A 23,240-nucleotide genomic window follows, 5' to 3' on the forward strand; every position below is an offset into this window, starting at 1 on the left:
CCCGGTGGGACCATGGAAGGGCCGGGGAGGCCGGGGAGGCCGGGACGGCGACGAGGTCGACGAGGTCGAGGCGGTGATGGCCATGCGCACCGGAAACGAGCCGGTGACCGCCCGCAGCGCGCTGCGGCTGCGCTTCTGGCTGAGCCTGTGGGGGCTGATCTGGGCCGGGGCCGGGGCGGCGGCGTTCTCGCTCGCCGCCCGGCCCGGGTGGGCCGCGGCCTGTGCCGCCGTCGCGGTGCTCGCGGCCGTGGACCTGGCCGTGGTGCTGCGCCGCATCCGCCAGGGCCCGCACTACCAGCCCGGCCGCGACGTCCCGCCGTACGAGCCCCCCGGCGCCTAAGGCCCGAGCCGGCCCGGCTACTTCTCGAAGCGGGCCGCCGCCAGGTAGTCCGGCTGGGGGTCGAGGGCGGCCGCGAGGCGGAAGTGTTTGCGGGCCTGGTCCGGCCGGCCGGCGCGCTGGTGGGTGCGGGCCAGCGCGAAGTGGGCGAACGCGTTGTCCGGCTCCCGCTCCAGCACGATCTCGAACTCCAGCTCCGCCGGCCGCAGTTGGGCGGCGGCGAAGAAGGCCCGGGCGCGGAGCAGCCGGGCCGCCGTGTTCTCCGGGTGGGCGGCTATGACCGAGTCGAGCAGCTTCACCGCACCGCGCGGGTCGCGCGCGGCGAGGAGCTGCTCCGCGGCCCGGTAGTCGATGACGTGCGTCTCGGGCGACGAGGACCGCGACGGCGGCGGGAGCTGCGGCGTGGTGTCGGACACGGTCTGTTCCTTCCCTCTACGGGCGGGTTCAACGCCTCGCGCACCGCCCGCTATTCCGTGGGCACGGGGCCCGGCGCTCCGTTCTCGCTGTTGACGCCGCGTGCACCGGTGGCGCGGTCCGCGCCGACGCCGGGCGGGATACGGCGGAGTCGCTCCCTGAGCTGGGTGTACAGCTCGGTGACGGCGGGCGACAGCGTCGCCGCCGGTGGCCGGGGAGACGGGAAGAGGCGGCGGAAGGGGTGGATCAGTCCGTCATACGTTCGGACGAAGACCTCCACGCCGGCGTCGGCCAGGGCTTCGGCGCGGGCATTGCCCCCGCCGCGCAGGGGGCCGTACCGGGTGGTGGCGGTGACCGCGGGGGCGAGGCCGCCGTACCCGCCCTCACCAGTCCGCGGACGCGGATCCGGGGGTGGGAGACCGAGCGGCTCCCAGCGACTTCGCGGGCCGCCGGATCCCGCTCAGGGGCCCGCCGCACCCGCCCGTCAGGCCGGAGGACACGCGCCGCCGGCGGCGGCCCGCGCCGTGAGCTCCTCCCACACCTTCCGCACCTGCGGGTCCAGCGCCTCCAGCGGCCCGTCGTTGTCGATCACGAGCGTGGCCACGGCCAGCCGCTGTTCCCGCGTGGCCTGCGCGGCCATCCGGGCCCTAGCCTCCGACTCCTCCATGCCCCGCAAGCCCGTGAGCCGGGCGAGCTGGGTGTCGGGGGCCGCGTCCACGACGACGACCAGGTCGTACAGGGGCGCGAGCCCGTTCTCGGCGAGCAGCGGTACGTCGTGCACCACGATCGCGTCGGGTCCCGCGGCGGCTTCCAGCTCGGCGGACCGGGCCCCGACCAGCGGATGCACGATCCCGTTGAGGATCCGCAGCTTCGCCGGGTCGGCGAACACGATCGAGCCCAGCTTCGGCCGGTCCAGCCCGCCTTCCGGAGTCAGTACGGACTCCCCGAAGGCCGCCACCACCGCCGCGAGCCCGGGCGTACCCGGCTCCACGGCCTCCCGCGCGATGCGGTCGGCGTCCACGACGACCGCCCCGTACCCCGCCAGCAGCCGCGAGACCTCGCTCTTGCCGGCGCCGATTCCGCCTGTCAGGCCAACTTTCAACATGCCGGGCAGACTAGCCCCCGCGCCCTGGGGCCCGTACGGACCCCCGACCCTAGGCCGTCTCTTTCGGATCTTGCCCGGCCCGCGCCGCCCGGCAAGATCCGAAAGAGACGCCCTAGACGGCTCCTCAGCCCTCGCCCTCGCGCTCCGCCAGGAACCGCTCGAACTCGAGCCCGATCTCTTCCGCCGACGGAATCTCGGCGGGCTCCGCGATCATGTTGCCCCGCGTCTCGGCGCCGGCCGCGGCGTCGTACTGGTGCTCCAGCCCCTGCACCAGGCTGACCAGCTCCTCGTCGCCCTCCCGGATCTGCCGGTCGATCTCCGTCTGCGTGCGGTGCGCCTCGGTGCGCAGCGCGTGCGCGACCGACGGCAGGACCAGCCCCGTCGCGGCGGTGATCGCCTCCAGGGCGGTCAGCGCGGCGTCGGGATACGGGGAGCGCGCCACATAGTGCGGTACGTGGGCGGCGACGCCCAGCACGTCGTGCCCGGCCTGGCCGAGGCGGAACTCGACCAGCGACTCGGCGCTGCCGGGGACCTGGGCCTCGTCGAAGGGGCTGCGGTGTCCCGGCATGAGGTCGGTCCGGTTGCCGTGCGGGGTGATCCCGACGGGCCGGGTGTGCGGGACCCCCATGGGGATGCCGTGGAAGTTGACCGAGAGCCGCACGCCCAGGCGCTCGACGATCTGCCGGACGGCGACGCAGAAGCGCTCCCACTCCACGTCCGGCTCGGGGCCGGACAGCAGCAGGAACGGCGCGCCCGTGGCGTCCTGGACGAGGCGCACCTCGAGCTGGGGCGCCTCGAACTCCGTCCAGTGGTCGCGCTGGAAGGTCAGCAGCGGGCGGCGCGCCCGGTAGTCCACCAGGCGGTCCGCGTCGAACCGGGCCACGACCTGGTGGGGCAGCGTGTCGAGCAGCCGCTCGACGATCTGCTCGCCGGTTTCGCCCGCGTCTATGTACCCCTCGAAGTGGTAGAGCATGACCAGTCCGGCCGAGTCCTGGGCGACCGCCAGGTCGGCCACCGCCAGGCCCTTGGCGTCCCATTCGTACAAACCTTGTGGATCAAGCACCGCCACCACTCCTCCTCCGCCGCGTTCCCTGGCAAGAACGTCCAAGAACCCGTGACCATTCCCCAGTTGACGGTATTCACGAGATCGCGGCCCGGGCACGGCGCGCGAGCCCGCACAACGCGGTAAGGCCCGCCCCCCTGAGGGGACGGGCCTTACCGGTGAAGATCAGCTCAGCTCACGCCGTGCTGCTGCGATCAGCTCTGGCCGCCGGCCAGCTTCTCGCGGAGCGCGGCCAGGGCCTCGTCCGACGCCAGGGCGCCAGAGGTCTCGTCCGCACCCTCGGAGGAGTACGAACCGCCCGAGATGCCCGCACCGGCGCTGCTGCTGCTGCTGCCCGCGGCCGGAGCGGCCGCACCCTCGGCAGCGGCGGCCTCGTCGGCCTCGCGGCTCTTGATGACCTGGGCCTGGTGCTGCTCGAAGCGCGTCTGCGCCTCGGCGTACTGGCCCTCCCAGGCTTCGCGCTGCTTGTCGAAGCCCTCGAGCCAGTCGTTGGTCTCGGGGTCGAAGCCCTCGGGGTAGATGTAGTTGCCCGCGTCGTCGTACGAGGCAGCCATACCGTAGAGGGTCGGGTCGAACTCGACCGAGGCCGGGTCGGCACCGAAGGACTCGTTGGCCTGCTTCAGGGACAGCGAGATCCGGCGACGCTCGAGGTCGATGTCGATGACCTTGACGAAGATCTCGTCGTTGACCTGGACGACCTGCTCCGGGATCTCCACGTGGCGCTCGGCCAGCTCGGAGATGTGGACCAGACCCTCGATGCCCTCGTCCACGCGGACGAACGCACCGAACGGAACCAGCTTGGTGACCTTACCCGGGACGACCTGACCGATCTGGTGCGTCCGGGCGAACTGCTGCCACGGGTCTTCCTGCGTCGCCTTCAGCGACAGGGAGACGCGCTCGCGGTCCATGTCGACGTCGAGGACCTCGACGGTGACTTCCTGGCCGACCTCGACAACCTCGGACGGGTGGTCGATGTGCTTCCAGGACAGCTCGGAGACGTGCACGAGACCGTCGACGCCACCCAGGTCCACGAAGGCACCGAAGTTGACGATCGAGGAAACGACGCCGGAGCGGACCTGACCCTTCTGCAGGGTGGTGAGGAACGTCTGGCGAACCTCGGACTGGGTCTGCTCGAGCCAGGCGCGGCGGGACAGGACCACGTTGTTGCGGTTCTTGTCCAGCTCGATGATCTTGGCCTCGAGCTCCTTGCCCACGTAGGGCTGGAGGTCGCGGACGCGACGCATCTCGACGAGAGAGGCCGGCAGGAAGCCGCGGAGGCCGATGTCCAGGATGAGACCACCCTTGACGACCTCGATGACGGTACCGGTGACGATGCCGTCTTCTTCCTTGATCTTCTCGATGGTGCCCCAGGCACGCTCGTACTGAGCGCGCTTCTTCGAGAGGATCAGGCGGCCTTCCTTGTCCTCCTTCTGGAGAACCAGGGCCTCGATCTCGTCGCCGACCTTGACGACCTCGTTCGGGTCGACGTCGTGCTTGATCGAGAGCTCGCGGCTCGGGATGACGCCTTCGGTCTTGTAACCGATGTCGAGGAGAACCTCGTCCCGGTCAACCTTGACGATGACGCCGTCGACGATGTCGCCATCGTTGAAGTACTTGATCGTCGCGTCGATCGCCGCGAGGAACGCGTCCGCGTCGCCGATGTCGTTGACCGCAACCTGCGGAGTGGTGGCGGTGGTCTCGGTGCTGCTCGTCATGTGGGAAAGGGCTCCGGTTACGGACAGAAAGTCGTAGGTACTGCTACGCCGGGAGCCCTTATCGGCATCTGCCGAAGAAGCCGGACAGCCAAGGAAGCCCCAGTTCCGCGAAATGCGGGGTGGGGGCCTCGAAAACCGAGGGGACATCGACAGATACAAGCGCAGCCTGCTAGGTCTGAGGAGCACAGGCTCGCAGCGCAACTTGTAGCATACGGGGGCAGCCGGACAGGGTCAATGCGCGAAGGCGCACACCCCGGGCGGATCACCGCACAACCGGCACAATTAACGGGCGGGCAGGTGCCGATGGCCCTTCCAGCCCGCTCTCCGCAGACATTCGCAGACTACGACGACGGGCCCCATGAACCAAGAGGACTGCGCCCCCGAAGCGGCGTACGACGCCGGATCGGCCGCCGATGACGATTCCGAGGCCACGCGGCGTGACGCGGGAGAAGCGGAGAGCAGCCGGGCGAGCCGGGGCTGGTGGGACCGCAACGCCGACGAGTACCAGAGCGAACACGGCGCGTTCCTCGGCGACGACCGCTTCGTCTGGGGCCCCGAGGGCCTGGACGAGGCGGAAGCGGCCCTGCTCGGCCCCGCCGCCTCCCTCAAGGGCAAGGACGTCCTGGAGATCGGCGCCGGCGCCGCCCAGTGCTCGCGCTGGCTGGCCGCCCGGGGCGCCCGCCCCGTCGCCCTGGACCTCTCCCACCGCCAGCTCCAGCACGCCCTGCGGATCGGCGAGGACGTTCCCCTGGTCGAGGCCGACGCCGGCCGCCTTCCCTTCCGCGACGCCTCCTTCGACCTCGCCTGCTCGGCCTACGGGGCCGTCCCCTTCGTCGCCGACCCCGTGAACGTCATGCGCGAGGTGCGCCGCGTCCTGCGCCCCGGCGGCCGCTGGGTCTTCTCCGTCACCCACCCCATTCGCTGGGCCTTCCCCGACGAGCCGGGCCCCGAGGGCCTGTCCGTCGCCGCCTCCTACTTCGACCGCACCCCTTACGTGGAGCAGGACGAGCAGGGCCGCGCCGTATACGTGGAGCACCACCGCACCCTCGGCGACCGGGTACGGGACGTGGTCGCGGGCGGCTTCCGCCTCGTGGACCTGGTCGAGCCGGAATGGCCCGCGTGGAACAGCCAGGAGTGGGGCGGCTGGTCCCCGCTGCGCGGCAACCTCATCCCCGGTACGGCGATCTTCGTGTGCGAGCGGGACTGAGCCGGTGACGGGACAGCGCGCGATCCGTACGGCCGCCCTCGACTCCCTTCCCGTACGGGAAGCCCTGCCCGCGCTCGTCTCGGCGCTCGACGCCCACGGCGCCGCCGTGCTCTGCGCCCCGCCCGGCACCGGCAAGACCACGCTGGTGCCGCTGGTACTGGCGGGGCTGGTGGGGCCGGCCGGCAGTGGATCGGCGCCCGGGCCGCGCCGCCGCGTCGTGGTCGCCGAACCCCGCCGGATCGCCGCCCGCGCGGCGGCCCGGCGGATGGCCCACCTCCTCGGCGAGCAGGTCGGCGCCTCGGTGGGCTTCACCGTGCGCGGGGAGCGGGTGACGGGGCCCTCCACCGTGATCGAGGTGGTCACCACCGGGGTGCTCCTCCAGCGGCTCCAGCGGGACCAGGAGCTCTCCGGTACCGACCTGGTGATCCTGGACGAGTGCCACGAGCGGCACCTCGACGCCGACACGGTCGCCGCCTTCCTCCTGGACGTGCGCGCGGCCCTGCGCCCGGAGCTGCGGCTCCTCGCGGCCTCGGCGACCACGGACGCTGCCGGCTGGGCCCGGCTCCTGGGTCACGGCGGCCCCGGTGACGCCCCCGTCGTGGAGGCGGCCGGCGTCTCCTACCCGGTGGAGACCGTGTGGGCCCCGCCGGCCCGCCCGGTGCGGCCGCCGCACGGGATGCGGGTGGATCCGGCGCAGCTCACGCACGTGGCCTCGGTGGTGCGGCGGGCGCTGGCGGAACGTTCCGGCGACGTCCTCTGCTTCCTGCCCGGCGTCGGTGAGATCGCCCGGGTCGCCGGGCAGCTCGGCGCGGCCGAGGCGGAGGTCCTCCAGATACACGGCCGCGCCCCGGCCTCCGTCCAGGACGCGGCGCTGTCGCCCGCGCCGCACCGCCGGGTCATCCTCTCCACCGCCGTAGCGGAGTCCAGCCTGACCGTGCCCGGCGTACGGATCGTCGTGGACTCGGGGCTGGCCCGCGAACCCCGGGTCGACCACGCCCGGGGCCTGGGAGCGCTGGCCACCGTACGGGCGTCCCGCGCGGCCGGCCGCCAGCGCGCGGGCCGGGCCGGGCGCGAGGCCCCGGGCGCGGTGTACCGCTGCTGGGCCGAGGCGGAGGACGGGCGGCTGCCCGCGTACCCCTCCCCCGAGATCCGGATCGCGGACCTCGCGCAGTTCGCCCTCCAGGCCGCCTGCTGGGGCGACCCGGACGCCACCGGCCTTGCCCTGCTCGATCCGCCGCCGGCCGGGGCCATGGCCGCGGCGCGCGAGGTGCTGCTCGCGGTGGGCGCGGTGTCCCCGGCGGGGCGGCCGACCCCGCGGGGGCTGCGGATGGCCCGCCTCGGCCTGCACCCGCGCCTCGCCCGCGCCCTCCTCGACGGCTCCGCCGCGCTGGGCCCGCGACGATCGTCGGAACTGGTGGCCCTGCTCAGCGAGGAGCCGCCGCGGGAGTACGGGGACGACCTGGCCGCGGCCTGGCGCCGGGCCCGGGCGGGCGGCGACCCGTACGCATCGCGCTGGCGCGCGGAGGCCCGCCGCCTGGAGCGCGCGGCGGCGGAAGGCGGCCCTGCGGGGCAGTCCACCACCCCGTCCCTGCCCGACGACGCCGCGGCCGGGCTCGTGGCCGCGCTCGCGTTCCCGGAGCGGGTCGCCCGGGCCAAGGGAGAGGGGGCCTTCCTCATGGCCTCCGGAACCGCCGCCGAGCTCGGCGAGGGGTCGGGGCTGCGCCGCGCGCCCTGGCTGGCCGTCGCGGTCGCCGACAGGCCGCCGCACTCCGCGTCCGCCCGCGTCCGGCTCGGAGCCCTCATCGACGAGGAGACCGGCCGCGCGGCTGCCGCCCACCTGTTCCGCGAGGGCGAAGAGGTGCACTGGGAGGACGGAGACCTCGTCGCCCGGAGCGTCAGCCGCCTCGGCGCCATCGAACTCACCGCCCGGCCCCTGCGCGACCCCGACCGCGCCCTCGTCCGGGCCGCACTGCTCGACGGACTGCGCACCGAGGGGCTCGGCCTGCTGCGCTGGACCCCGGACGCGCGGGCACTGCGGGCCCGGGTCGGCTTCCTGCACCGCACCCTCGGCCCGCCCTGGCCCGACGTGGCGGACGACGCGGATCTGCTGGAGCGGGCCGACGACTGGCTGGAGCCCGAACTGTCACGGGCCCGCCGGCGCGGTGACCTCGCGCGGATCGACGCCGGGCAGGCCCTGAACCGGCTGCTGCCCTGGGCCACCGGCGAGGCCGCCCGGCTCGACGAGCTGGCCCCGGAGCGGATCGAGGTGCCCAGCGGCTCCCGGATCCGCGTCGACTACGCGGCCGAGCACGGGCAGCCCGTGCTGGCGGTCAAGCTCCAGGAGCTGTTCGGGCTGGCCGAGACCCCCCGGGTCGCCGGGGTCCCCGTACTGGTCCATCTCCTGTCGCCCGCCGGCCGGCCCGCCGCGGTCACCGCCGACCTGGCCTCCTTCTGGCAGGGCGGCTACCGCGCCGTCCGCGCCGAGCTCCGCGGCCGCTACCCCAAGCACCCGTGGCCCGAGGACCCGGCGACCGCCGAGCCCACCCGGCACACCAACGCCCGGCTCAAGCGCTGAGCGGCCCCTCCCGCTCGGGGCGCCGGCCGCGCGCCTCCAGCAACAGCGCGAGCCCGAAGAGCGCGAGCCCGCCGGCCGCCAGCCCGATCGGGGCGTACGTGTGCAGCGCGAGGACCATGATCCGGTTCGACTTGACGAGGTCGACGGTGTAGTCGCTGTAGTCCTCGCGGATCTTCACGTGCCCGGCGAACACGGTGAGCTTCCCGTCGGGCGCGCTGCCCGCGATGCTCCCGCCGCGCATCTCCTGCTGGATCTCCTGCTCGGCGTTGACGGGCGCCCCGGTCACCGGGTCGACCCAGAACTTCGCCTTGGTCGAGTACCACAGGCTGGTTCCGGTGGTCTGCTCGAACGTCGCCGGGTCGATGGCCTCGATCGGCATCTTCTTCGGCAGGCCGACCTTCGTCCACGGAACGGTCTGCTCGAAGTAGTAGACGTCCATGCCCTTGAACGTGCGCGGACCCACGTAGTGGATGGGCGAGGAGGTGCGCGTCTGCTGGTCGAAGTAGAGGTAGTCGCGCGGCTCGGTGAAGAACGGCCACTTGAACTCGATCCCCTCGCGCTTGACCGGGTCCCCGTCGACCGCCTCGCCGGTGGCATGCACGGGGTCCTGGCTGTGCGCGTCGAAGATGTAGCGCTCCGGGATCTGGGAGACCATCTTCCCGTCCGGGTCCATGATGTGCGTCAGCGTGTCCCAGACCACCACGTCCTTGCCGGCGCTGGCCTCGATCGCCCTCGACGCCTCGACGTTGCCCTTGAGGGTCTGGACGATGGTGACCTTGTCGACCTTCTTGGGCTGCAGGGTGGCGTAGTCGATGAGGGTGGCGTCCTTCGCCTCCAGCACCATCTCCTGGTACTGGTTCGGCGGGATCTTCGCGAGCCTGGGGTACGCGTACCAGCGCAGCAGCGGTGCGAGAGCTGCACAGAACACGGCTACGGCTAGCAGGACGAGGCTTGCTCTGCGTCGCATGGCCGGGCCCTCCTCTACTTTCCGGGCGCGGCGGGCGCGGTGGTGAGCAGGGGCTTCGGTGAGGTCTTGCCTTCCGGCGCCCCCGTCGCCGTGATGGCGAAGACGAGGAGCACCGCGAGGACGAGACCGCTGGCGGCGGCGACGAATGCGCGCATGCCGGGGCCTCCGGAATCTGATTGGTCGTCAGGGCGGTGGCACCGTAGCAATGCGGGTGACAGATGAGAACCGTTTGCGCCACTGCTCGCGCGGGGACCTCGCGGTGGGCCGGTGACGGCCTGGACGCCGTCGCCGTCGTGGCGGGAACGCACCAGGTCCGGACGGCCGGTGCCCGGCTCGCACGCGGCCCCCGGATTCGCGGCGACGGCGCCGCCGGGGGCGGCCGGGGGCGGCCCGCGCCTCGGCCCGGGCCGAGCGGGGTCACTCCGGGGCCCCCGCCCCCGCTCGGGGGGCGGCGGGAGGCGGTGCGCGTCAGCGGGTCGGCGTGGGCGCCGGCGCGGCAGCGGACGCGGACGCGGCAGCGGACGCGGACGCGGCGGCGGACGCGGACGCGGCGGCGGACGGCGACGGCTTGGGCTTCGGCGACGGGGAGACGGAAGCCGTGGGCTTCGGAGCGGGCGCGGGCGTAGGTGCCTGCGTCGGGCTCGGCGTGGGCGTCGGGGTGGGGGTGGGCGTCGGGCTCGGCGTCGGCGTCGGGCTCGGCGTCGGCGTGGGGCTCGGCGTCGGTTTCGGCGAAGGCGTCGGGCTCGGCGTGGGCGTCGGGCTCGGCGTCGGCGTCGGCGTCGGCGTCGGCGAAGGCGTCGGGCTCGGCGTCGGCGTCGGCTTCGGGCTCGGAGTCGGACTGGGGGGCAGAGTCGGCTTCGGCGTAGGCGCCGGGGAAGGCGTGGGTGTCGGGCTCGGGCTCGGCTTCGGAGGTGTCACCACCGGGGTGCCGCCGCCACCGCTGCCGCGCCCCCGGCCGTCCGGGACCTCGTGCGTGCCCTTCAGGTAGTACGTGAACCACGACCGCACCGTCCGCAGGTACGCGGAGGAGTGGTTGTACGACAGCACGGCCCGGTCCAGATCCGCGTCCACCCGCAGGTCACGCGTACCGGCACACAGGTAGCGGCCGGCCGCGAGAGCGGCGTCGTGCACGTTGTTGGGGTCGCGCCGGCCGTCGCCGTTGGCGTCCTGGCCCCACGAGGCCCACGTGGACGGGATGAACTGCATCGGCCCGATCGCCCGGTCGTAGCGCGCGTCCCCGTCGTAGGCCCCGCCGTCGGTGTCCGAGATGTTCGCGAAGCCGTTGCCGTCGAGCACGGGGCCCAGGATCGGCCGCAGCGTCCTGCCCGCCGTGTCGACCTGGCCGCCGCGCGCCTGACCCGACTCGACCTTGCCGATCGCCGCGAGGAGCTGCCAGCGCAGTCCGCATCCGGGGTCGTTCCCGCCGACCGTCTGCTCCGCGTTGCGGTAGGCGGCGAGCACGCTCGCCGGTATCCCCTGCGCGCCCTCCCTCCCGCCCATGGCCACGGGCTCGTTGCGCGGCCCCGGGTCGGCGGCGGCCGGCGCCGCGGGCGGCGGCGTCGCCCCGTCCTCGGGCAGCAGCACGGCCGGCGGCTCCGGGCTCACCAGCGGCGGCAGGGCGGTGAAGTAGGAGCCGTCCCCCGCGGAGGCGTCGGGCACGGGTGCGGGCGCCGGCTCAGCGACCGGTGCCGCGTCCGCGCCGGCCGCGACCGGTCCCTGCGAGGCGGTCAGCACGGCGGCCACGAGAGCGGAGACGAGCACGGCGGCCCCGCCCTTGCGCACCACCCGGCCGAACCGCGTCGGTGTCCCCGCGGACGCGCGCCCCGGTATCCGAATCCGAGCCGTCATGAGCTGGACCCCCCTCCCCCTCGACGTCCGCGTGACCCTATGTCAACTCGCTGGACAGGGCACGCATCGTGGGTGGGAATTCATGATTTCCTCACGAGTTCCGTCGGCCACCCATACTGGATCCACCGATCGCACCGACCCGCACCGGTCGGTGAGCCGAGCCCCGAGACAAGGTCCCATGCCGTTCACCCTCAGCCATGCGGCTGCCGTACTGCCCGCCCTCCGCCGGTCCGGTCGTGCGCGAGGCCCCCTCGTCGGGTCGGCCCTGGTCCTCGGGTCCTTCGCGCCGGACACCTTCTACTTCGCCGACACGGTCGTCTCGGGCCTCAAGCCGTACGGCACCTTCACGCACTCGCTGCCCGGGATCCTGACCGCCGACGCGGTACTCACCGCCGTGCTCGCGGCGTGCTGGCTGCTGTTGCGCGAGCCGCTGATCGCGCTCCTGCCCCGCGGCCGGCAGGGCAGGGTGCACGCGTTCGTCCGGGGCGAGGAGTGGCGCGGGCGCCGACTGCCCGCGCTGGCCCTCTGGTTCTACCTCTCGGCGGTCATCGGCTCCCTCACCCACGTGGTGTGGGACGCCTTCACGCACGTCGACCGCTTCGGCACGCGCACCCTGCCGGAGCTGGGCGAGCCGCTCGCCTTCGGGCTGCCCCTCTACTCGTACCTGCAGTACGGGACTTCGGCACTCGCGGCCTTCTTCCTGCTCTGGTTCACGGCGACCGCGCTGCGCCGGCTGCCGGACTCGCCGCCGCCCGCGTCCGTCCCGGTGCTCGGCCGGGCCGAGGTGTGGGGTGCGCTCGCGCTGGTCCTCGGGTGCGTGGCGGTCGTGGTCACCCTGCGCGTGCTGCGCTTCTTCACCTTCTTCGACCGGATCCGCACCCCGCTCGACATCATCCCGACCGTCTGTTTCGGCGCGGGCGGCGGTCTCGCCGCGGGGCTGCTGCTGTACGGGGCCCTCGTGCGGCTGCGCCACCGGCGGGTCCGCGACCGGTCGGACGCGGACGCGGACGCGAGAACGCCCGTCCCCACCGCGTAGGCGGGGACGGGCGCTGCGCGGGCCACGGGGGCCGGGGATCAGTGCGCGGCGGACTCCCAGTCGGGGCCGACCCCCACGGACACGTCCAGCGGGGCCCGCAGGTCGACGGCGGCGCCCATCTCGCGGCGCACCAGCTCCTCCACCTGCTCGCGCTCTCCGGGCGCGATCTCCAGCACGATTTCGTCGTGGACCTGGAGCAGCATCCGCGACTTCAGCCCGGCCCCGGTGATCGCCTTGTCCACGCGCAGCATCGCGACCTTGACGATGTCGGCGGCGGTGCCCTGGATCGGCGCGTTCAGCGCCATCCGCTCGGCGGCCTCGCGGCGCTGGCGGTTGTCGCTGTTGAGGTCCGGGAGGTAGCGGCGGCGGCCGAAGACCGTCGCCGTGTAGCCGGTGGCGCGGGCCTCCTCGACGACGCGGCCCAGGTAGTCCCGGACTCCGCCGAAGCGCTGGAAGAAGGTCTCCATCAGGCCGCCGGCCTCGCCGGGCGCGATGTTCAGCTGCTGTGCGAGGCCGAACGCGGAGAGCCCGTAGGCCAGACCGTAGGACATGGCCTTGATCTTGCGCCGCATCTCGGCGTCGACCTCGGAGCGCTCGACGCCGAACACCTGGGAGGCGACGGTGGTGTGCAGGTCCTCGCCCGACTGGAAGGCTTCGAGCAGGCCCTCGTCCTCGGAGAGGTGGGCCATGACGCGCAGCTCGATCTGGCTGTAGTCGGCGGTCATGAGGGATTCGTAGCCCTCGCCGACGACGAATCCGCGGCGGATGGCCCGGCCCTCGTCGGTGCGCACCGGCACGTTCTGCAGGTTGGGGTCGGTGGAGGACAGCCGGCCGGTCGCGGCGACGGTCTGGCTGAAGCTGGTGTGCACCCGGCCGTCGGCGGCGATCATCTTGACCAGGCCCTCGACGGTGACGCGCAGCTTGGCCTGCTCCCGGTGGCGGAGCATGAGCACGGGCAGCTCGTGGTCGGTCTGGGTGGCCAGCCAGGCCAGCGCGTCGGCGTCCGTGGTGTAGCCGGTCTTGGTCTTCTTCGTCTTCGGCAGGTCCAGCTCGCCGAAGAAGACCTCCTGGAGCTGCTTGGGCGAGCCGAGGTTGAACTCGTGGCCCACCGCCGCGTGCGCCTCCTTCACCGCCTGCTGCACGGCGGCGGCGAACTGCTGCTCCATCGCTTCGAGATGGCTCCGGTCGACGGCGATGCCGGCCCGCTCCAGGCGGGCCAGCAGCTCGGACGTGGGCAGCTCCATGTCGTGGAGCAGCTCGGCCGCACCCACCTCGGGCAGCTTCACCGCGAAGGCGTCGCCGAGGTCCAGGACGGCGCGGGCCTGCGCCATCAGGGCCTCGGCCTCGGCGGTGTCGTCGGCGCCGAAGGCGAGCTGCCCGTCGGCGGCGGCGGGTGCCAGCTCCCGGTGCAGGTACTCCTGGGAGAGCACGTCCAGCGCGAAGGAGCGGCGGCCCGGCTTGACCAGGTAGGCGGCGAGCGCGGTGTCCATGGCCACGCCGGCCAGGATCCAGCCGTGCTCCGGGAAGACCCGCATCAGGGCCTTGGCGTTGTGGACCACCTTGGGCTTGGCGGCGTCGGCGGCCCAGGCGGCGAAGGCCCGCTCGTCGGCCTCGTCCAGGGCGGACGGCTCGAACCAGGCGGCCGCTCCGCCGGCCGAGGCCAGCGCGATCTCGGAGACGTTGCCGGTGCCGAGCGCCCAGCTGTCGACGGTGGAGATGCCGAGCGGGGCGCCCGCGTGGCTCTCCAGCCACGGCGCGAGCTCGCCGGCGCCGAGCACGGAGCCGTCCAGCTCGACGGCGGCGGCCACCGGGGCCGGGTCCTGCTCCTCGGCGGCGCCCGGGTCGACGGCGAGCAGCCGCTCGCGCAGGGAGGCGTTGCGGATCTCCAGTACGTCCAGGACTCCGGTGACGGCCGTCCGGTCGTAGGGGGCGCGGACCAGGTCGGCGGGGGTCTTGGGCAGGGCGACGTCCTTGACCATCTCGGTCAGGACCCGGTTGAGCTTCACGGCGTCCAGGTGGTCGCGGAAGTTCTGCCCGGCCTTGCCCTTGACCTCCTCGGCACGCTCGACGAGCTCCGCGAACGACCCGAACTGGGTGATCCACTTGGCGGCGGTCTTCTCGCCGACGCCCGGGATGCCGGGGAGGTTGTCGGACGGGTCGCCGCGCAGCGCCGCGAAGTCCGGGTACTGCTGCGGGGTGAGTCCGTACTTCTCCTCGACCTTCTCCGGGGTGAAGCGGGTGAGCTCGGAGACGCCCTTGGTCGGGTAGAGCACGGTCGTGTGCTCGGAGACGAGCTGGAAGGAGTCCCGGTCACCGGTGACGATCAGCACGTCGAAGCCGAGGGCCTCGGCCTGCGTGGCGAGCGTCGCGATCACGTCGTCGGCCTCGAAGCCGTCGACCGCGAAGCGCGGCACGCTCATCGCGTCGAGGAGCTCGCCGATCAGCTCCACCTGCCCCTTGAACTCGTCGGGGGTCTTGGAGCGGTTCGCCTTGTACTCGGGGAACTCCGCCGAGCGCCACGTCTTGCGGGACACGTCGAACGCCACCGCGAAGTGCGTGGGCGCCTCGTCGCGCAGCGTGTTCGCCAGCATCGACGCGAACCCGTAGATGGCGTTGGTCGGCTGCCCCGTCGCGGTGGTGAAATTCTCCGCGGGCAGCGCGAAGAACGCCCGGTACGCCAGGGAGTGCCCGTCCATGAGCATCAGGCGGGGGCGGTCCGCTGCGGTCGGCTGGTCGGTCTTCTTCGATGCTGAATCTGCCACGCCCCCGATCCTAGGCGCCGCCACCGACAAATCCGGACGGGCTGCGCTGCCGGCCGAAGGGACCGCCCGGAGCAGCCGCCCGAGCCGCCCGCCCCGGCCGCCGCCCGGGCCGCCGGTCAAATCCGGCGTCGGCGCCGCGGACGGGGCGTGACAGGATCGGATGTGTACGAAGAAGACTGCTCAAAGGGGAGCGACATGGCCACCAAGCCGCCCGCAGGTGATCCGGTACAGGACGCTCCACAGGTAGCGCCTCCCCAGCACGCGGCCGCCGGCCTGCCCGCGATCGGGCACACCCTGAGGATCGCGCAGGAGCAGATGGGCCTGGCCCGTACCGCCCGCACCCTCCTCAAGGTCAACCAGAAGAACGGCTTCGACTGCCCGGGCTGCGCCTGGCCCGAGGGCGACAAGCGGCACACCGCCGAATTCTGCGAGAACGGCGCCAAGGCCGTCGCGGAGGAGGCCACCCTGCGCCGGGTCACCCCCGCGTTCTTCGCCGCGCACCCGCTGGCCGACCTCGCCGGCCGCTCCGGCTACTGGCTGGGCCAGCAGGGCCGGATCACCCAGCCGATGTACCTCCCGGTGGGCGGCGAGCGCTACGAGCCGGTCAGCTGGGAGCGGGCCTTCGAGATCATCGCGGAGGAACTGCGCGCCCTGGACTCCCCCGACGAGGCCCTCTTCTACACCTCGGGCCGCACCAGCAACGAAGCGGCCTTCCTCTTCCAGCTGTTCGTCCGCGAGTTCGGCACCAACAACCTCCCTGACTGCTCGAACATGTGCCACGAGTCCTCGGGCTCGGCGCTGAACGAGACGATCGGCATCGGCAAGGGCAGCGTCTCCCTCGAAGACCTCCACCAGGCCGACCTGATCATCGTCGCCGGGCAGAACCCGGGCACCAACCATCCGCGCATGCTCTCCGCCCTGGAGAAGGCCAAGTCCGCCGGCGCGAAGATCATCTCGGTGAATCCGCTGCCCGAGGCCGGCATGGAGCGGTTCAAGAACCCGCAGACCCCCCTCGGCATGATCAAGGGCACCGCCCTCAACGACCTGTTCCTCCAGATCCGCATCGGCGGCGACCAGGCCCTCTTCCGCCTCCTCAACAAGCTGGTCATCGAGGCGGGCGGCGCCACCGACGAGGAGTTCATCCGCGAACACACCCACGGCTACGAGGAGTTCGCGGCCGCAGCCCACGACACCGACTGGGACGAGACCCTCACCGCCACCGGCCTCACCCGCCCCGACATCGAACGCGCCCTGGCCATGATCCTGGCCTCGAAGCGCACCATCGTCTGCTGGGCCATGGGCCTGACCCAGCACAAGCACTCCGTCGCCACCATCCGCGAAGTCGTCAACCTGCTGCTCCTGCGCGGCAACATCGGCCGACCCGGCGCCGGCGTCTGTCCCGTCCGCGGCCACTCCAACGTCCAGGGCGACCGCACCATGGGGATCTTCGAGCGGCCCGCGCCCGCCTTCCTCGACGCCCTCGACAAGGAATTCGGCATCACCTCGCCCCGCGAGCACGGCTTCGACGTCGTCCGCTCCATCAAGGCCCTGCGCGACGGCGAGGCCAAGGTCCTCTTCGCCATGGGCGGCAACTTCGTCGGCGCCACCCCCGACACCGAGGTCACCGAGGCCGCGATCCGCCGCGCCGCCCTGACCGTGCACGTCTCCACCAAGCTCAACCGCTCCCACGCGGTCACCGGCAAGCGCGCCCTGATCCTGCCCACCCTCGGGCGCACCGACAAGGACGTCCAGGCGACCGGCAAACAGTTCGTGACCGTCGAGGACTCCATGGGCATGGTCCACTCCTCCCGCGGCAACCTCGCCCCCGCCTCCCCGCACCTGCTCTCCGAGCCCGCGATCGTGGCCCGCATGGCCCGCGCCGTCCTCGGCAAGGCCTCCGCGACCCCGTGGGAGGAGTTCGGACGCGACTACGCGGCCATCCGCGACCGGATCTCCCGCGTCATCCCCGGCTTCGAGGACTTCAACGCCCGCGTCGCCCGCCCCGGCGGCTTCCAGCTCCCGCACGCCCCCCGCGACGAGCGGCGCTTCCCCACGAAGACCGGCAAGGCGAACTTCACCGCCGCCCCCGTGGAGTACCCGCGCCTCCCGGCGGGACGCCTGCTCCTGCAGACCCTGCGCAGCCACGACCAGTACAACACCACGATCTACGGCCTCGACGACCGCTACCGCGGGATCACCGGCGGCCGCCGCGTGGTCATGGTCAACCCCGAGGACGCCGCCGAGCTCGGGCTCGCCGACGGCTCCTACACCGACCTCGTCGGCGAGTGGCACGACGGCGTGGAGCGGCGCGCCCCCGGCTTCCGCGTCGTCCACTACCCGACCGCCCGCGGCTGCGCCGCCGCCTACTACCCCGAGACCAACGTGCTGGTCCCCCTCGACTCCACCGCGGACACCAGCAATACCCCGGCGAGCAAGTCCGTCGTCGTGCGCTTCGAGCCGGCCTGATAGAACGACCCGAACACAAGATGGTTAACGAACGTTGACGAACGGAGTCGGCCCATGGGCGAGCAGCAGCACGCGGTGAAGTTCCCGCAGGAGGTCCTCGACGAGTACACGGCCCTGGGCATCGACCTGCCCGCGCTGTTCTCGGCGGGGGACCTCGGCAAGCGGATGGACATCCGCATCCTCGAAGCCTCCGCCGAGCGCGTCGTCGCCACCATGCCCGTCGAGGGCAACACCCAGCCCTACGGACTCCTCCACGGCGGGGCCTCCGCCGTGCTCGCCGAGACCCTCGGCTCGGTCGGCGCGATGATGCACGGCGGCATCACCAAGGTCGCCGTCGGCGTCGACCTGAACTGCACCCACCACCGCGGCGCCCGATCCGGCCTGGTCACCGGCGTCGCGACCCCCGTACACCGGGGCCGCTCCACCGCCACCTACGAGGTGGTCATCACCGACGAACAGGACCGCCGGGTCTGCACCGCACGCCTGACCTGCCTGCTGCGCGACGTCGAAGCGGCCCCCGGGGCCTGACTCCGACGCGCCTGACCACGGGCCCGGCCCCGCCCCGCGAGGGACGGGGCCGGGCCCTCGCCACATCCGCCGGACCCGCCCCTGACACACCCGCCAGGCCTGCACCCCGCCGCACACCCGCCACGCAGAACCCCGCCACCCCAAAGCCCCGCCACCCGAGAACCCCGCCGCCCGCCCGGAATCCGCCAGTCCGCACACGTTCCGCCACAGACTGTTGTGTCACCGATGGTGACGGCCTACCGTCCCCCCATGGGGACCACGCCACGCACCGCGCTCCCGTACGCCGCTGCCGTCCTCGCCGCGCTGGTCCTGCCCGGATGCTCCAACTCCGCCCCGCACGCCGCCCCGAGCTCCTCCGCCGCCGCGCCCAGCCCCTCCTCACCTGCCCAGATCTGCACCGCCCTGGTCTCGTACTGGGCCAAAGAGGCCCTCAAGGGCAGCAAGTGGTCAGGGCTGGACTGGGAGCAGAAGGGCCTGTCCAACGATCAGTACGCGATCCACGAGGAAGTCGTAGCCGCCGGCCGGACCGAGGAGCGAACTCACGGACGGGCAAGCGGACTTGAGCTGATCGACCGGCTCGCGGCGCAGCGCTGCGCCGAGCGGGACGGAGCCACCCGGAGCTCCGAGAACTGGCGCCCTCCCCGGTGAGCCGGATGACCGGAATCGTGCATGCCATGTCCGGCTTCCGGTCACTTGTCGATGTACGGCCCCACCGCAGGTCGAGGGGCCTTTCACCGCCTGCGAAAGATCCAACGGCCGAAGTCGATCAGGCAATTCCGCTACTGTGCGTCACGTTCCCATCGGGCAGAATCAGGCCTTTACCTTCCCGAATGCCACCCGATGGATTCTTTCGGCCACACGCTGCAACATTCGACCAGTTTTGATCTATGACAGGACCATGAGGCCCTCAAGCCCCTTAGGGGAACGGGGATTTCTCAGCATGTGGTCAATCCCCGAGGTCGCTAAACGCCCGATATGCCCGTACTCCCGCCGCACATTCTTGGCCTTGGCATAACAAGAGCGTCACATCCTCCTTTCCCGCCTCCCCGCATTCGCCACCTCGGGCCTAGAGTCACGGCCAGTCACCGCGCCGCAAGGTGCGACTCAGCACGGCCGTGGATCTCCCAGTGCGGCCCGGCGAACAATCGGCGCCTCATCTGAGGCGGCCGCGCCAGGGAAAGGAAGAATCGTGCGACACCGTTCTTTGCTCGTCCTCACCACCGTCCTCACCACGGGTGCACTGACCCTCACCGCCTGCGGATCCCGCGACGAGGGCAAGCCTGCGGACAAGACCGACGGAGCCAAGACCGTCGTCGTCATCGGCGTGGACGCCCCGCTCACGGGCTCCCTCTCCGCGCTCGGCCAGGGCATCAAGAACTCTGTCGACCTCGCGGCCAAGACGGCCAACAAGAACAACGAGGTCCCCGGCATCGAGTTCAAGGTCGAGGCCCTCGACGACCAGGCGGTCCCCGCCTCCGGTCAGGCCAACGCCACCAAGCTCGTCGGCAACAAGGAGGTCATCGGTGTCGTCGGCCCGCTGAACTCCGGCGTCGCCCAGCAGATGCAGGGCGTCTTCGCCTCCGCCAACCTGGCGCAGGTCTCGCCCGCCAACACCAACCCCTCGCTCAGCCAGGGCGACAACTGGGGCAAGGGCGAGTACAAGCGCCCCTTCAAGACCTACTTCCGCACCGCCGCCACCGACGTGGTCCAGGGCAAGTTCGCCGCCCAGTACCTCTTCAAGGACGCCGGCAAGAAGAAGGTCTTCGTCGTCGACGACAAGCAGACCTACGGCGCCGGCCTGGCCGCGATCTTCTCCGACGAGTTCAAGAAGCTCGGCGGCGAGGTCATCGGCACCGACCACGTCACCGTGAAGGAGACCGACTTCTCCTCCACCGCCGACAAGGTCAAGAGCTCCGGCGCCGACTCCGTCTACTTCGGCGGCCAGTACCCCGAGGGCGGCCTGCTCGCCGACCAGATCAAGAAGGCCGGCGCCAACGTCCCGCTCATGGGCGGCGACGGCATCCAGGACCCCGCCTTCATCACCGCCTCCGGTGAGGCCAACGAGGGCGACCTCTCCACCTCCATCGGTTACCCGGTCGAGAAGCTCCCCACCGCCAAGACCTTCATCGCCGACTACGCGGCCGGCGGCTACAAGGACCCCTACGCGGCCTACGGCGGTTACTCCTACGACGCCGGCTGGTCCATCATCCAGGCCGTCAAGGCCGTCGCCGCCGCCAACGGTGGCAAGCTCCCGGCCGACGGCGCCCGCGCCGCCGTCGTCGACGCCCTCTCCAAGGTCTCCTTCGAGGGTGTGACCGGCAAGGTCGCCTTCGACCAGTACGGCGACACGACCAACAAGCAGCTCACGGTCTACAAGGTCGAGGGCGGCAAGTGGGTCGACGTCAAGAGCGACACGTTCAACCAGTAATCCAGTAGGACCGGGCCCGGTCCGTCCGACCGGGCCCACCCTCCCCAAAGAACCAGCCGCGCGAGGGCGCAACAGCGCCCTCGCGCGGAGTCTTATCCGACACGCTCATCGGAGGCCCTGCGGTGCACGAACTGCCGCAACAGCTGGCCAACGGCCTGTCCCTCGGTGCTCTCTATGGCCTCATCGCCATCGGGTACACCATGGTCTACGGCATCGTCCAGCTCATCAACTTCGCCCACGGCGAGATATTCATGATCGGCGGGTTCGGCGCGCTCACCGCGTACACCGTCCTCCCGACCGGCACATCCCTGCTGATCGCGATACCCGTCATGATCGTCGGAGGCGCGCTCGCCTCCGTCGCCGTGGCCACCGCAGCCGAACGCTTCGCGTACCGACCCCTGCGCAGCGCACCACGGCTCGCCCCGCTCATCACCGCAATCGGCCTCTCGATCGCGCTCCAGCAGCTCGTCTGGCAGTTCTACCCGGACGCCAAGAAGGCAGTCAGCTTCCCCGAATTCAAGGGCGCGGCCTTCAAGATCACCGACAGCCTCGCCATCCAGCGCGCGGACGCCTTCGTCCTCGTCCTCGCCCCCCTGTGCATGCTCGCCCTCGGCATCTTCGTCTCCAAGAGCCGCAGCGGCCGCGCCATGCAGGCCACCGCGCAGGACCCCGACACCGCGAAGCTGATGGGCATCAACACCGACCGCATCATCGTCATGGCCTTCGCCATCGGTGCCGCGTTCGCCGCCGTCGCAGCCGTCGCCTACGGCGTCGACAAGGGCCAGATCAACTTCGAGATGGGCTTCATCCTCGGACTCAAGGCCTTCACCGCAGCCGTCCTCGGCGGCATCGGCAACATCTACGGCGCCATGGTCGGCGGCGTGGTCCTCGGCCTCGCCGAAGCCCTCTCGATCGCATACATCGAAGAGATCCCCGGCATGCAGCAGCTCGGCGGTGGAGCCTGGTCCAACGTCTGGGCCTTCGTACTCCTCATCGTCGTCCTCCTCGTGCGGCCACAAGGCCTGCTCGGTGAGCGCGTCGCGGATCGGGCGTGAGAACCATGACCACCAACACCACCCCGCAGACCGCCCCGGCCAAGCAGGGCCCCGCCCCCACCGCACTGCTCTACGCGGTCGTCGCCGGCAGCCTCCTCACCATCGTCAGCGCCTTCCTGGCCTGGACGTGGACCCCCGAATTCCCCGGCGACCTGACCTACTACGGCAGCCCCGCCAGCCTCCAGTACGTCACCCTCGTCGGAGCGGCCCTCACCCTCGCCTTCGCGCTCTCCGCGCTCGGCGTCAAGGGCTTCCACTGGCTGACCCCCGCCGGATCCCACAAGGCCGTCAAGTTCCTGGCCCTCGGCAACTTCCTGGCCACCTGGTTCACGGTCATCTCCATCGTCGTCGTCCTCGGCAAGATCGCCGACCTCGACCCCGGCGCCTACGCAGCCCTCGTCGGCTCGCTCGTCCCGGCCCTCGCCGCGCTGAAGCTCACCGACGACAGCCACAAGGCGGCCCCCGCCAAGCCGCTGCCCTCCTGGGCCGAAATCCTCATCATCACCGGCGTCTTCGCCCTCGGCCTCTACGTCGTCACCTTCGGCATCGACACCGACGACAAAGAGCCGCAGCTCTTCGTCGCCTACCTGATCACCGTCGGCTTCGCCGCCTTCGGCCTGCTCAAGTCGGGCCTCCTGGACCGGTTCAGCACCATCACGGCGAACAACCGGCAGGTCACCCTCATCGGGACCGCCGCCGCCGCGATCGCCTTCCCGTTCATCCAGCAGAGCGGCGACACGTACACGCTCATCGCGGTCAACATCCTGATCTTCGCGACCGTCGCCCTCGGCCTCAACGTCGTCGTCGGCCTCGCCGGCCTCCTCGACCTCGGCTACGTCGCCTTCCTCGGCGTCGGCGCCTACGCCGCGGCCCTGGTCTCCGGAAGCACCGCCTCCGCCTTCGGCATCCACCTGCCCTTCTGGGCAGCGGTCATCGTCGGAGCCCTCGCCTCGCTCATCTTCGGCGTGGTCATCGGCGCACCGACCCTCCGCCTGCGCGGCGACTACCTCGCCATCGTCACCCTCGGCTTCGGAGAAATCTTCCGCATCGCCATGGGCAACCTCGACGGCCAGTCCGGCCCCGACATCACCAACGGCCCCAACGGCATCCCCAACATCCCCCACCTCGAACTCTTCGGGTGGAACTTCGGGGAATCCCACGTGGTCGGCGGCATCACCCTCGGCGCCTACGCCAACTACTACTTCCTGATGCTGCTCGTGATGGCCCTGGTCATCGTGATCTTCGCCCGCGCCGGCAACAGCCGCATCGGCCGCGCCTGGGTCGCCATCCGCGAAGACGAGACCGCCGCAGAAGCCATGGGCATCAACGGCTTCAAGGTCAAGCTCATCGCCTTCGCCCTCGGCGCCACCCTCGCCGGCCTCGCCGGCACCGTCCAGGCACACGTCAACAGCACGGTCGTCCCCGAGAACTACGTCTTCGCCGGGCCCGTCCCGCCGAACTCCGCGTTCCTCCTCGCCGCCGTCATCCTCGGCGGCATGGGCACCATCCGCGGCCCCATCCTCGGCGCCGCACTGCTCTTCCTGATCCCGGCGAAGCTGGCCTTCCTCCAGGACTACCAGCTCCTCGCCTTCGGCATCGCCCTCATCCTGCTCATGCGCTTCCGCCCCGAAGGCCTCATCGCCAACAAGCGCGCGAAGCTCGAGTACCACGACGAAGAGACGACTGACCAGGCCCCCACGGACCTGGCCACCGCCAAGGCGGGGGCGTGAACGA

Annotated in this window: 18 protein-coding genes; 10 read left to right on the forward strand and 8 right to left on the reverse strand. The window is 71.8% G+C overall.

Translation table 11 applies throughout. From position 1 onward, the window contains the following. Positions 1–4 precede the first annotated feature (4 nt). Positions 5–340 (forward strand): DUF6343 family protein, encoded by a 336-nt coding sequence (locus AC6CKD_RS09445; RefSeq protein ID WP_498326483.1) that lies wholly within the window; start codon positions 5–7, stop codon positions 338–340. 17 nt (positions 341–357) lie between these two features. On the opposite strand, the gene AC6CKD_RS09450 is transcribed toward AC6CKD_RS09445, so the two are convergent. The 4 genes from AC6CKD_RS09450 to rpsA form a co-directional block, all read right to left on the reverse strand. Further along, on the reverse strand, positions 358–753 hold the full coding sequence (locus tag AC6CKD_RS09450) for a tetratricopeptide repeat protein (RefSeq protein WP_478684706.1): 396 nt from the start codon (positions 751–753) through the stop codon (positions 358–360). A gap of 482 nt (positions 754–1,235) precedes the next feature. After that, positions 1,236–1,856: a dephospho-CoA kinase gene (gene coaE / locus AC6CKD_RS09455; RefSeq protein WP_498326484.1), complete on the reverse strand. Its 621-nt coding sequence runs from the start codon at positions 1,854–1,856 to the stop codon at positions 1,236–1,238. 124 nt (positions 1,857–1,980) lie between these two features. Further along, complete coding sequence (locus AC6CKD_RS09460) at positions 1,981–2,919, reverse strand: PAC2 family protein (RefSeq protein ID WP_498326485.1); 939 nt, start codon at positions 2,917–2,919, stop codon at positions 1,981–1,983. A 194-nt stretch (positions 2,920–3,113) separates the two neighbouring features. Next, positions 3,114–4,634, reverse strand: a complete 1,521-nt coding sequence (gene rpsA, locus AC6CKD_RS09465) for a 30S ribosomal protein S1 (RefSeq protein WP_327307303.1) — start codon at positions 4,632–4,634, stop codon at positions 3,114–3,116. 358 nt (positions 4,635–4,992) lie between these two features. On the opposite strand from rpsA, the gene AC6CKD_RS09470 reads away from it, so the two are divergent. Together AC6CKD_RS09470 and hrpB are read left to right on the forward strand one after the other, a co-directional pair. Further along, a complete protein-coding gene (locus AC6CKD_RS09470) occupies positions 4,993–5,841 on the forward strand; it encodes a class I SAM-dependent methyltransferase (RefSeq protein ID WP_498326486.1) in 849 nt (282 codons plus the stop codon). A 4-nt stretch (positions 5,842–5,845) separates the two neighbouring features. Next, positions 5,846–8,416, forward strand: coding sequence for an ATP-dependent helicase HrpB (hrpB, locus tag AC6CKD_RS09475; RefSeq protein WP_498326487.1), 2,571 nt, complete (start codon positions 5,846–5,848; stop codon positions 8,414–8,416). Here the strand turns inward: hrpB and pgfA are convergent. The 3 genes from pgfA to AC6CKD_RS09490 form a co-directional block, all read right to left on the reverse strand. Further along, positions 8,406–9,383, reverse strand: a complete 978-nt coding sequence (gene pgfA / locus AC6CKD_RS09480; RefSeq protein WP_498326488.1) for a cell envelope lipid trafficking protein PgfA — start codon at positions 9,381–9,383, stop codon at positions 8,406–8,408. The genes hrpB and pgfA overlap by 11 nt on opposite strands. 14 nt (positions 9,384–9,397) lie before the next feature. Then, positions 9,398–9,538: an SPW_0924 family protein gene (locus AC6CKD_RS09485; RefSeq protein ID WP_243338278.1), complete on the reverse strand. Its 141-nt coding sequence runs from the start codon at positions 9,536–9,538 to the stop codon at positions 9,398–9,400. 313 nt (positions 9,539–9,851) lie between these two features. Then, positions 9,852–11,231 (reverse strand): lytic transglycosylase domain-containing protein, encoded by a 1,380-nt coding sequence (locus AC6CKD_RS09490; protein WP_498326490.1) that lies wholly within the window; start codon positions 11,229–11,231, stop codon positions 9,852–9,854. 178 nt (positions 11,232–11,409) lie between these two features. Here AC6CKD_RS09490 and AC6CKD_RS09495 point away from each other — a divergent pair, with 178 nt between their 5' ends. Next, complete coding sequence (locus AC6CKD_RS09495; RefSeq protein WP_498326492.1) at positions 11,410–12,267, forward strand: DUF4184 family protein; 858 nt, start codon at positions 11,410–11,412, stop codon at positions 12,265–12,267. 38 nt (positions 12,268–12,305) lie between these two features. Here AC6CKD_RS09495 and polA read toward each other — a convergent pair whose 3' ends face one another. Further along, complete coding sequence (gene polA / locus AC6CKD_RS09500; protein WP_498326493.1) at positions 12,306–15,029, reverse strand: DNA polymerase I; 2,724 nt, start codon at positions 15,027–15,029, stop codon at positions 12,306–12,308. Between the two features lie 195 nt (positions 15,030–15,224). On the opposite strand from polA, the gene AC6CKD_RS09505 reads away from it, so the two are divergent. From AC6CKD_RS09505 to AC6CKD_RS09530, 6 genes are all read left to right on the forward strand, one after another. Beyond that, positions 15,225–17,495, forward strand: a complete 2,271-nt coding sequence (locus tag AC6CKD_RS09505) for an FdhF/YdeP family oxidoreductase (protein WP_498326494.1) — start codon at positions 15,225–15,227, stop codon at positions 17,493–17,495. Positions 17,496–17,549: 54 nt separating this feature from the next. Further along, positions 17,550–18,023: a PaaI family thioesterase gene (locus tag AC6CKD_RS09510; protein ID WP_266909588.1), complete on the forward strand. Its 474-nt coding sequence runs from the start codon at positions 17,550–17,552 to the stop codon at positions 18,021–18,023. Between the two features lie 249 nt (positions 18,024–18,272). Continuing rightward, on the forward strand, positions 18,273–18,671 hold the full coding sequence (locus tag AC6CKD_RS09515; protein ID WP_498326495.1) for a hypothetical protein: 399 nt from the start codon (positions 18,273–18,275) through the stop codon (positions 18,669–18,671). A 541-nt stretch (positions 18,672–19,212) separates the two neighbouring features. Further along, the gene (locus tag AC6CKD_RS09520; RefSeq protein ID WP_498326496.1) at positions 19,213–20,451 is read left to right on the forward strand and encodes a branched-chain amino acid ABC transporter substrate-binding protein; all 1,239 of its coding nucleotides are present in this window, start codon (positions 19,213–19,215) and stop codon (positions 20,449–20,451) included. A gap of 122 nt (positions 20,452–20,573) precedes the next feature. Then, entirely contained in the window at positions 20,574–21,506 is a 933-nt protein-coding gene (locus AC6CKD_RS09525) for a branched-chain amino acid ABC transporter permease (protein ID WP_478684719.1), read from the forward strand. Positions 21,507–21,511: 5 nt separating this feature from the next. Then, the gene (locus tag AC6CKD_RS09530) at positions 21,512–23,236 is read left to right on the forward strand and encodes a branched-chain amino acid ABC transporter permease (protein ID WP_498326497.1); all 1,725 of its coding nucleotides are present in this window, start codon (positions 21,512–21,514) and stop codon (positions 23,234–23,236) included. The last annotated feature ends 4 nt before the right edge of the window (positions 23,237–23,240 follow it).

The organism is Streptomyces sp. GQ60 (genome assembly GCF_059758875.1).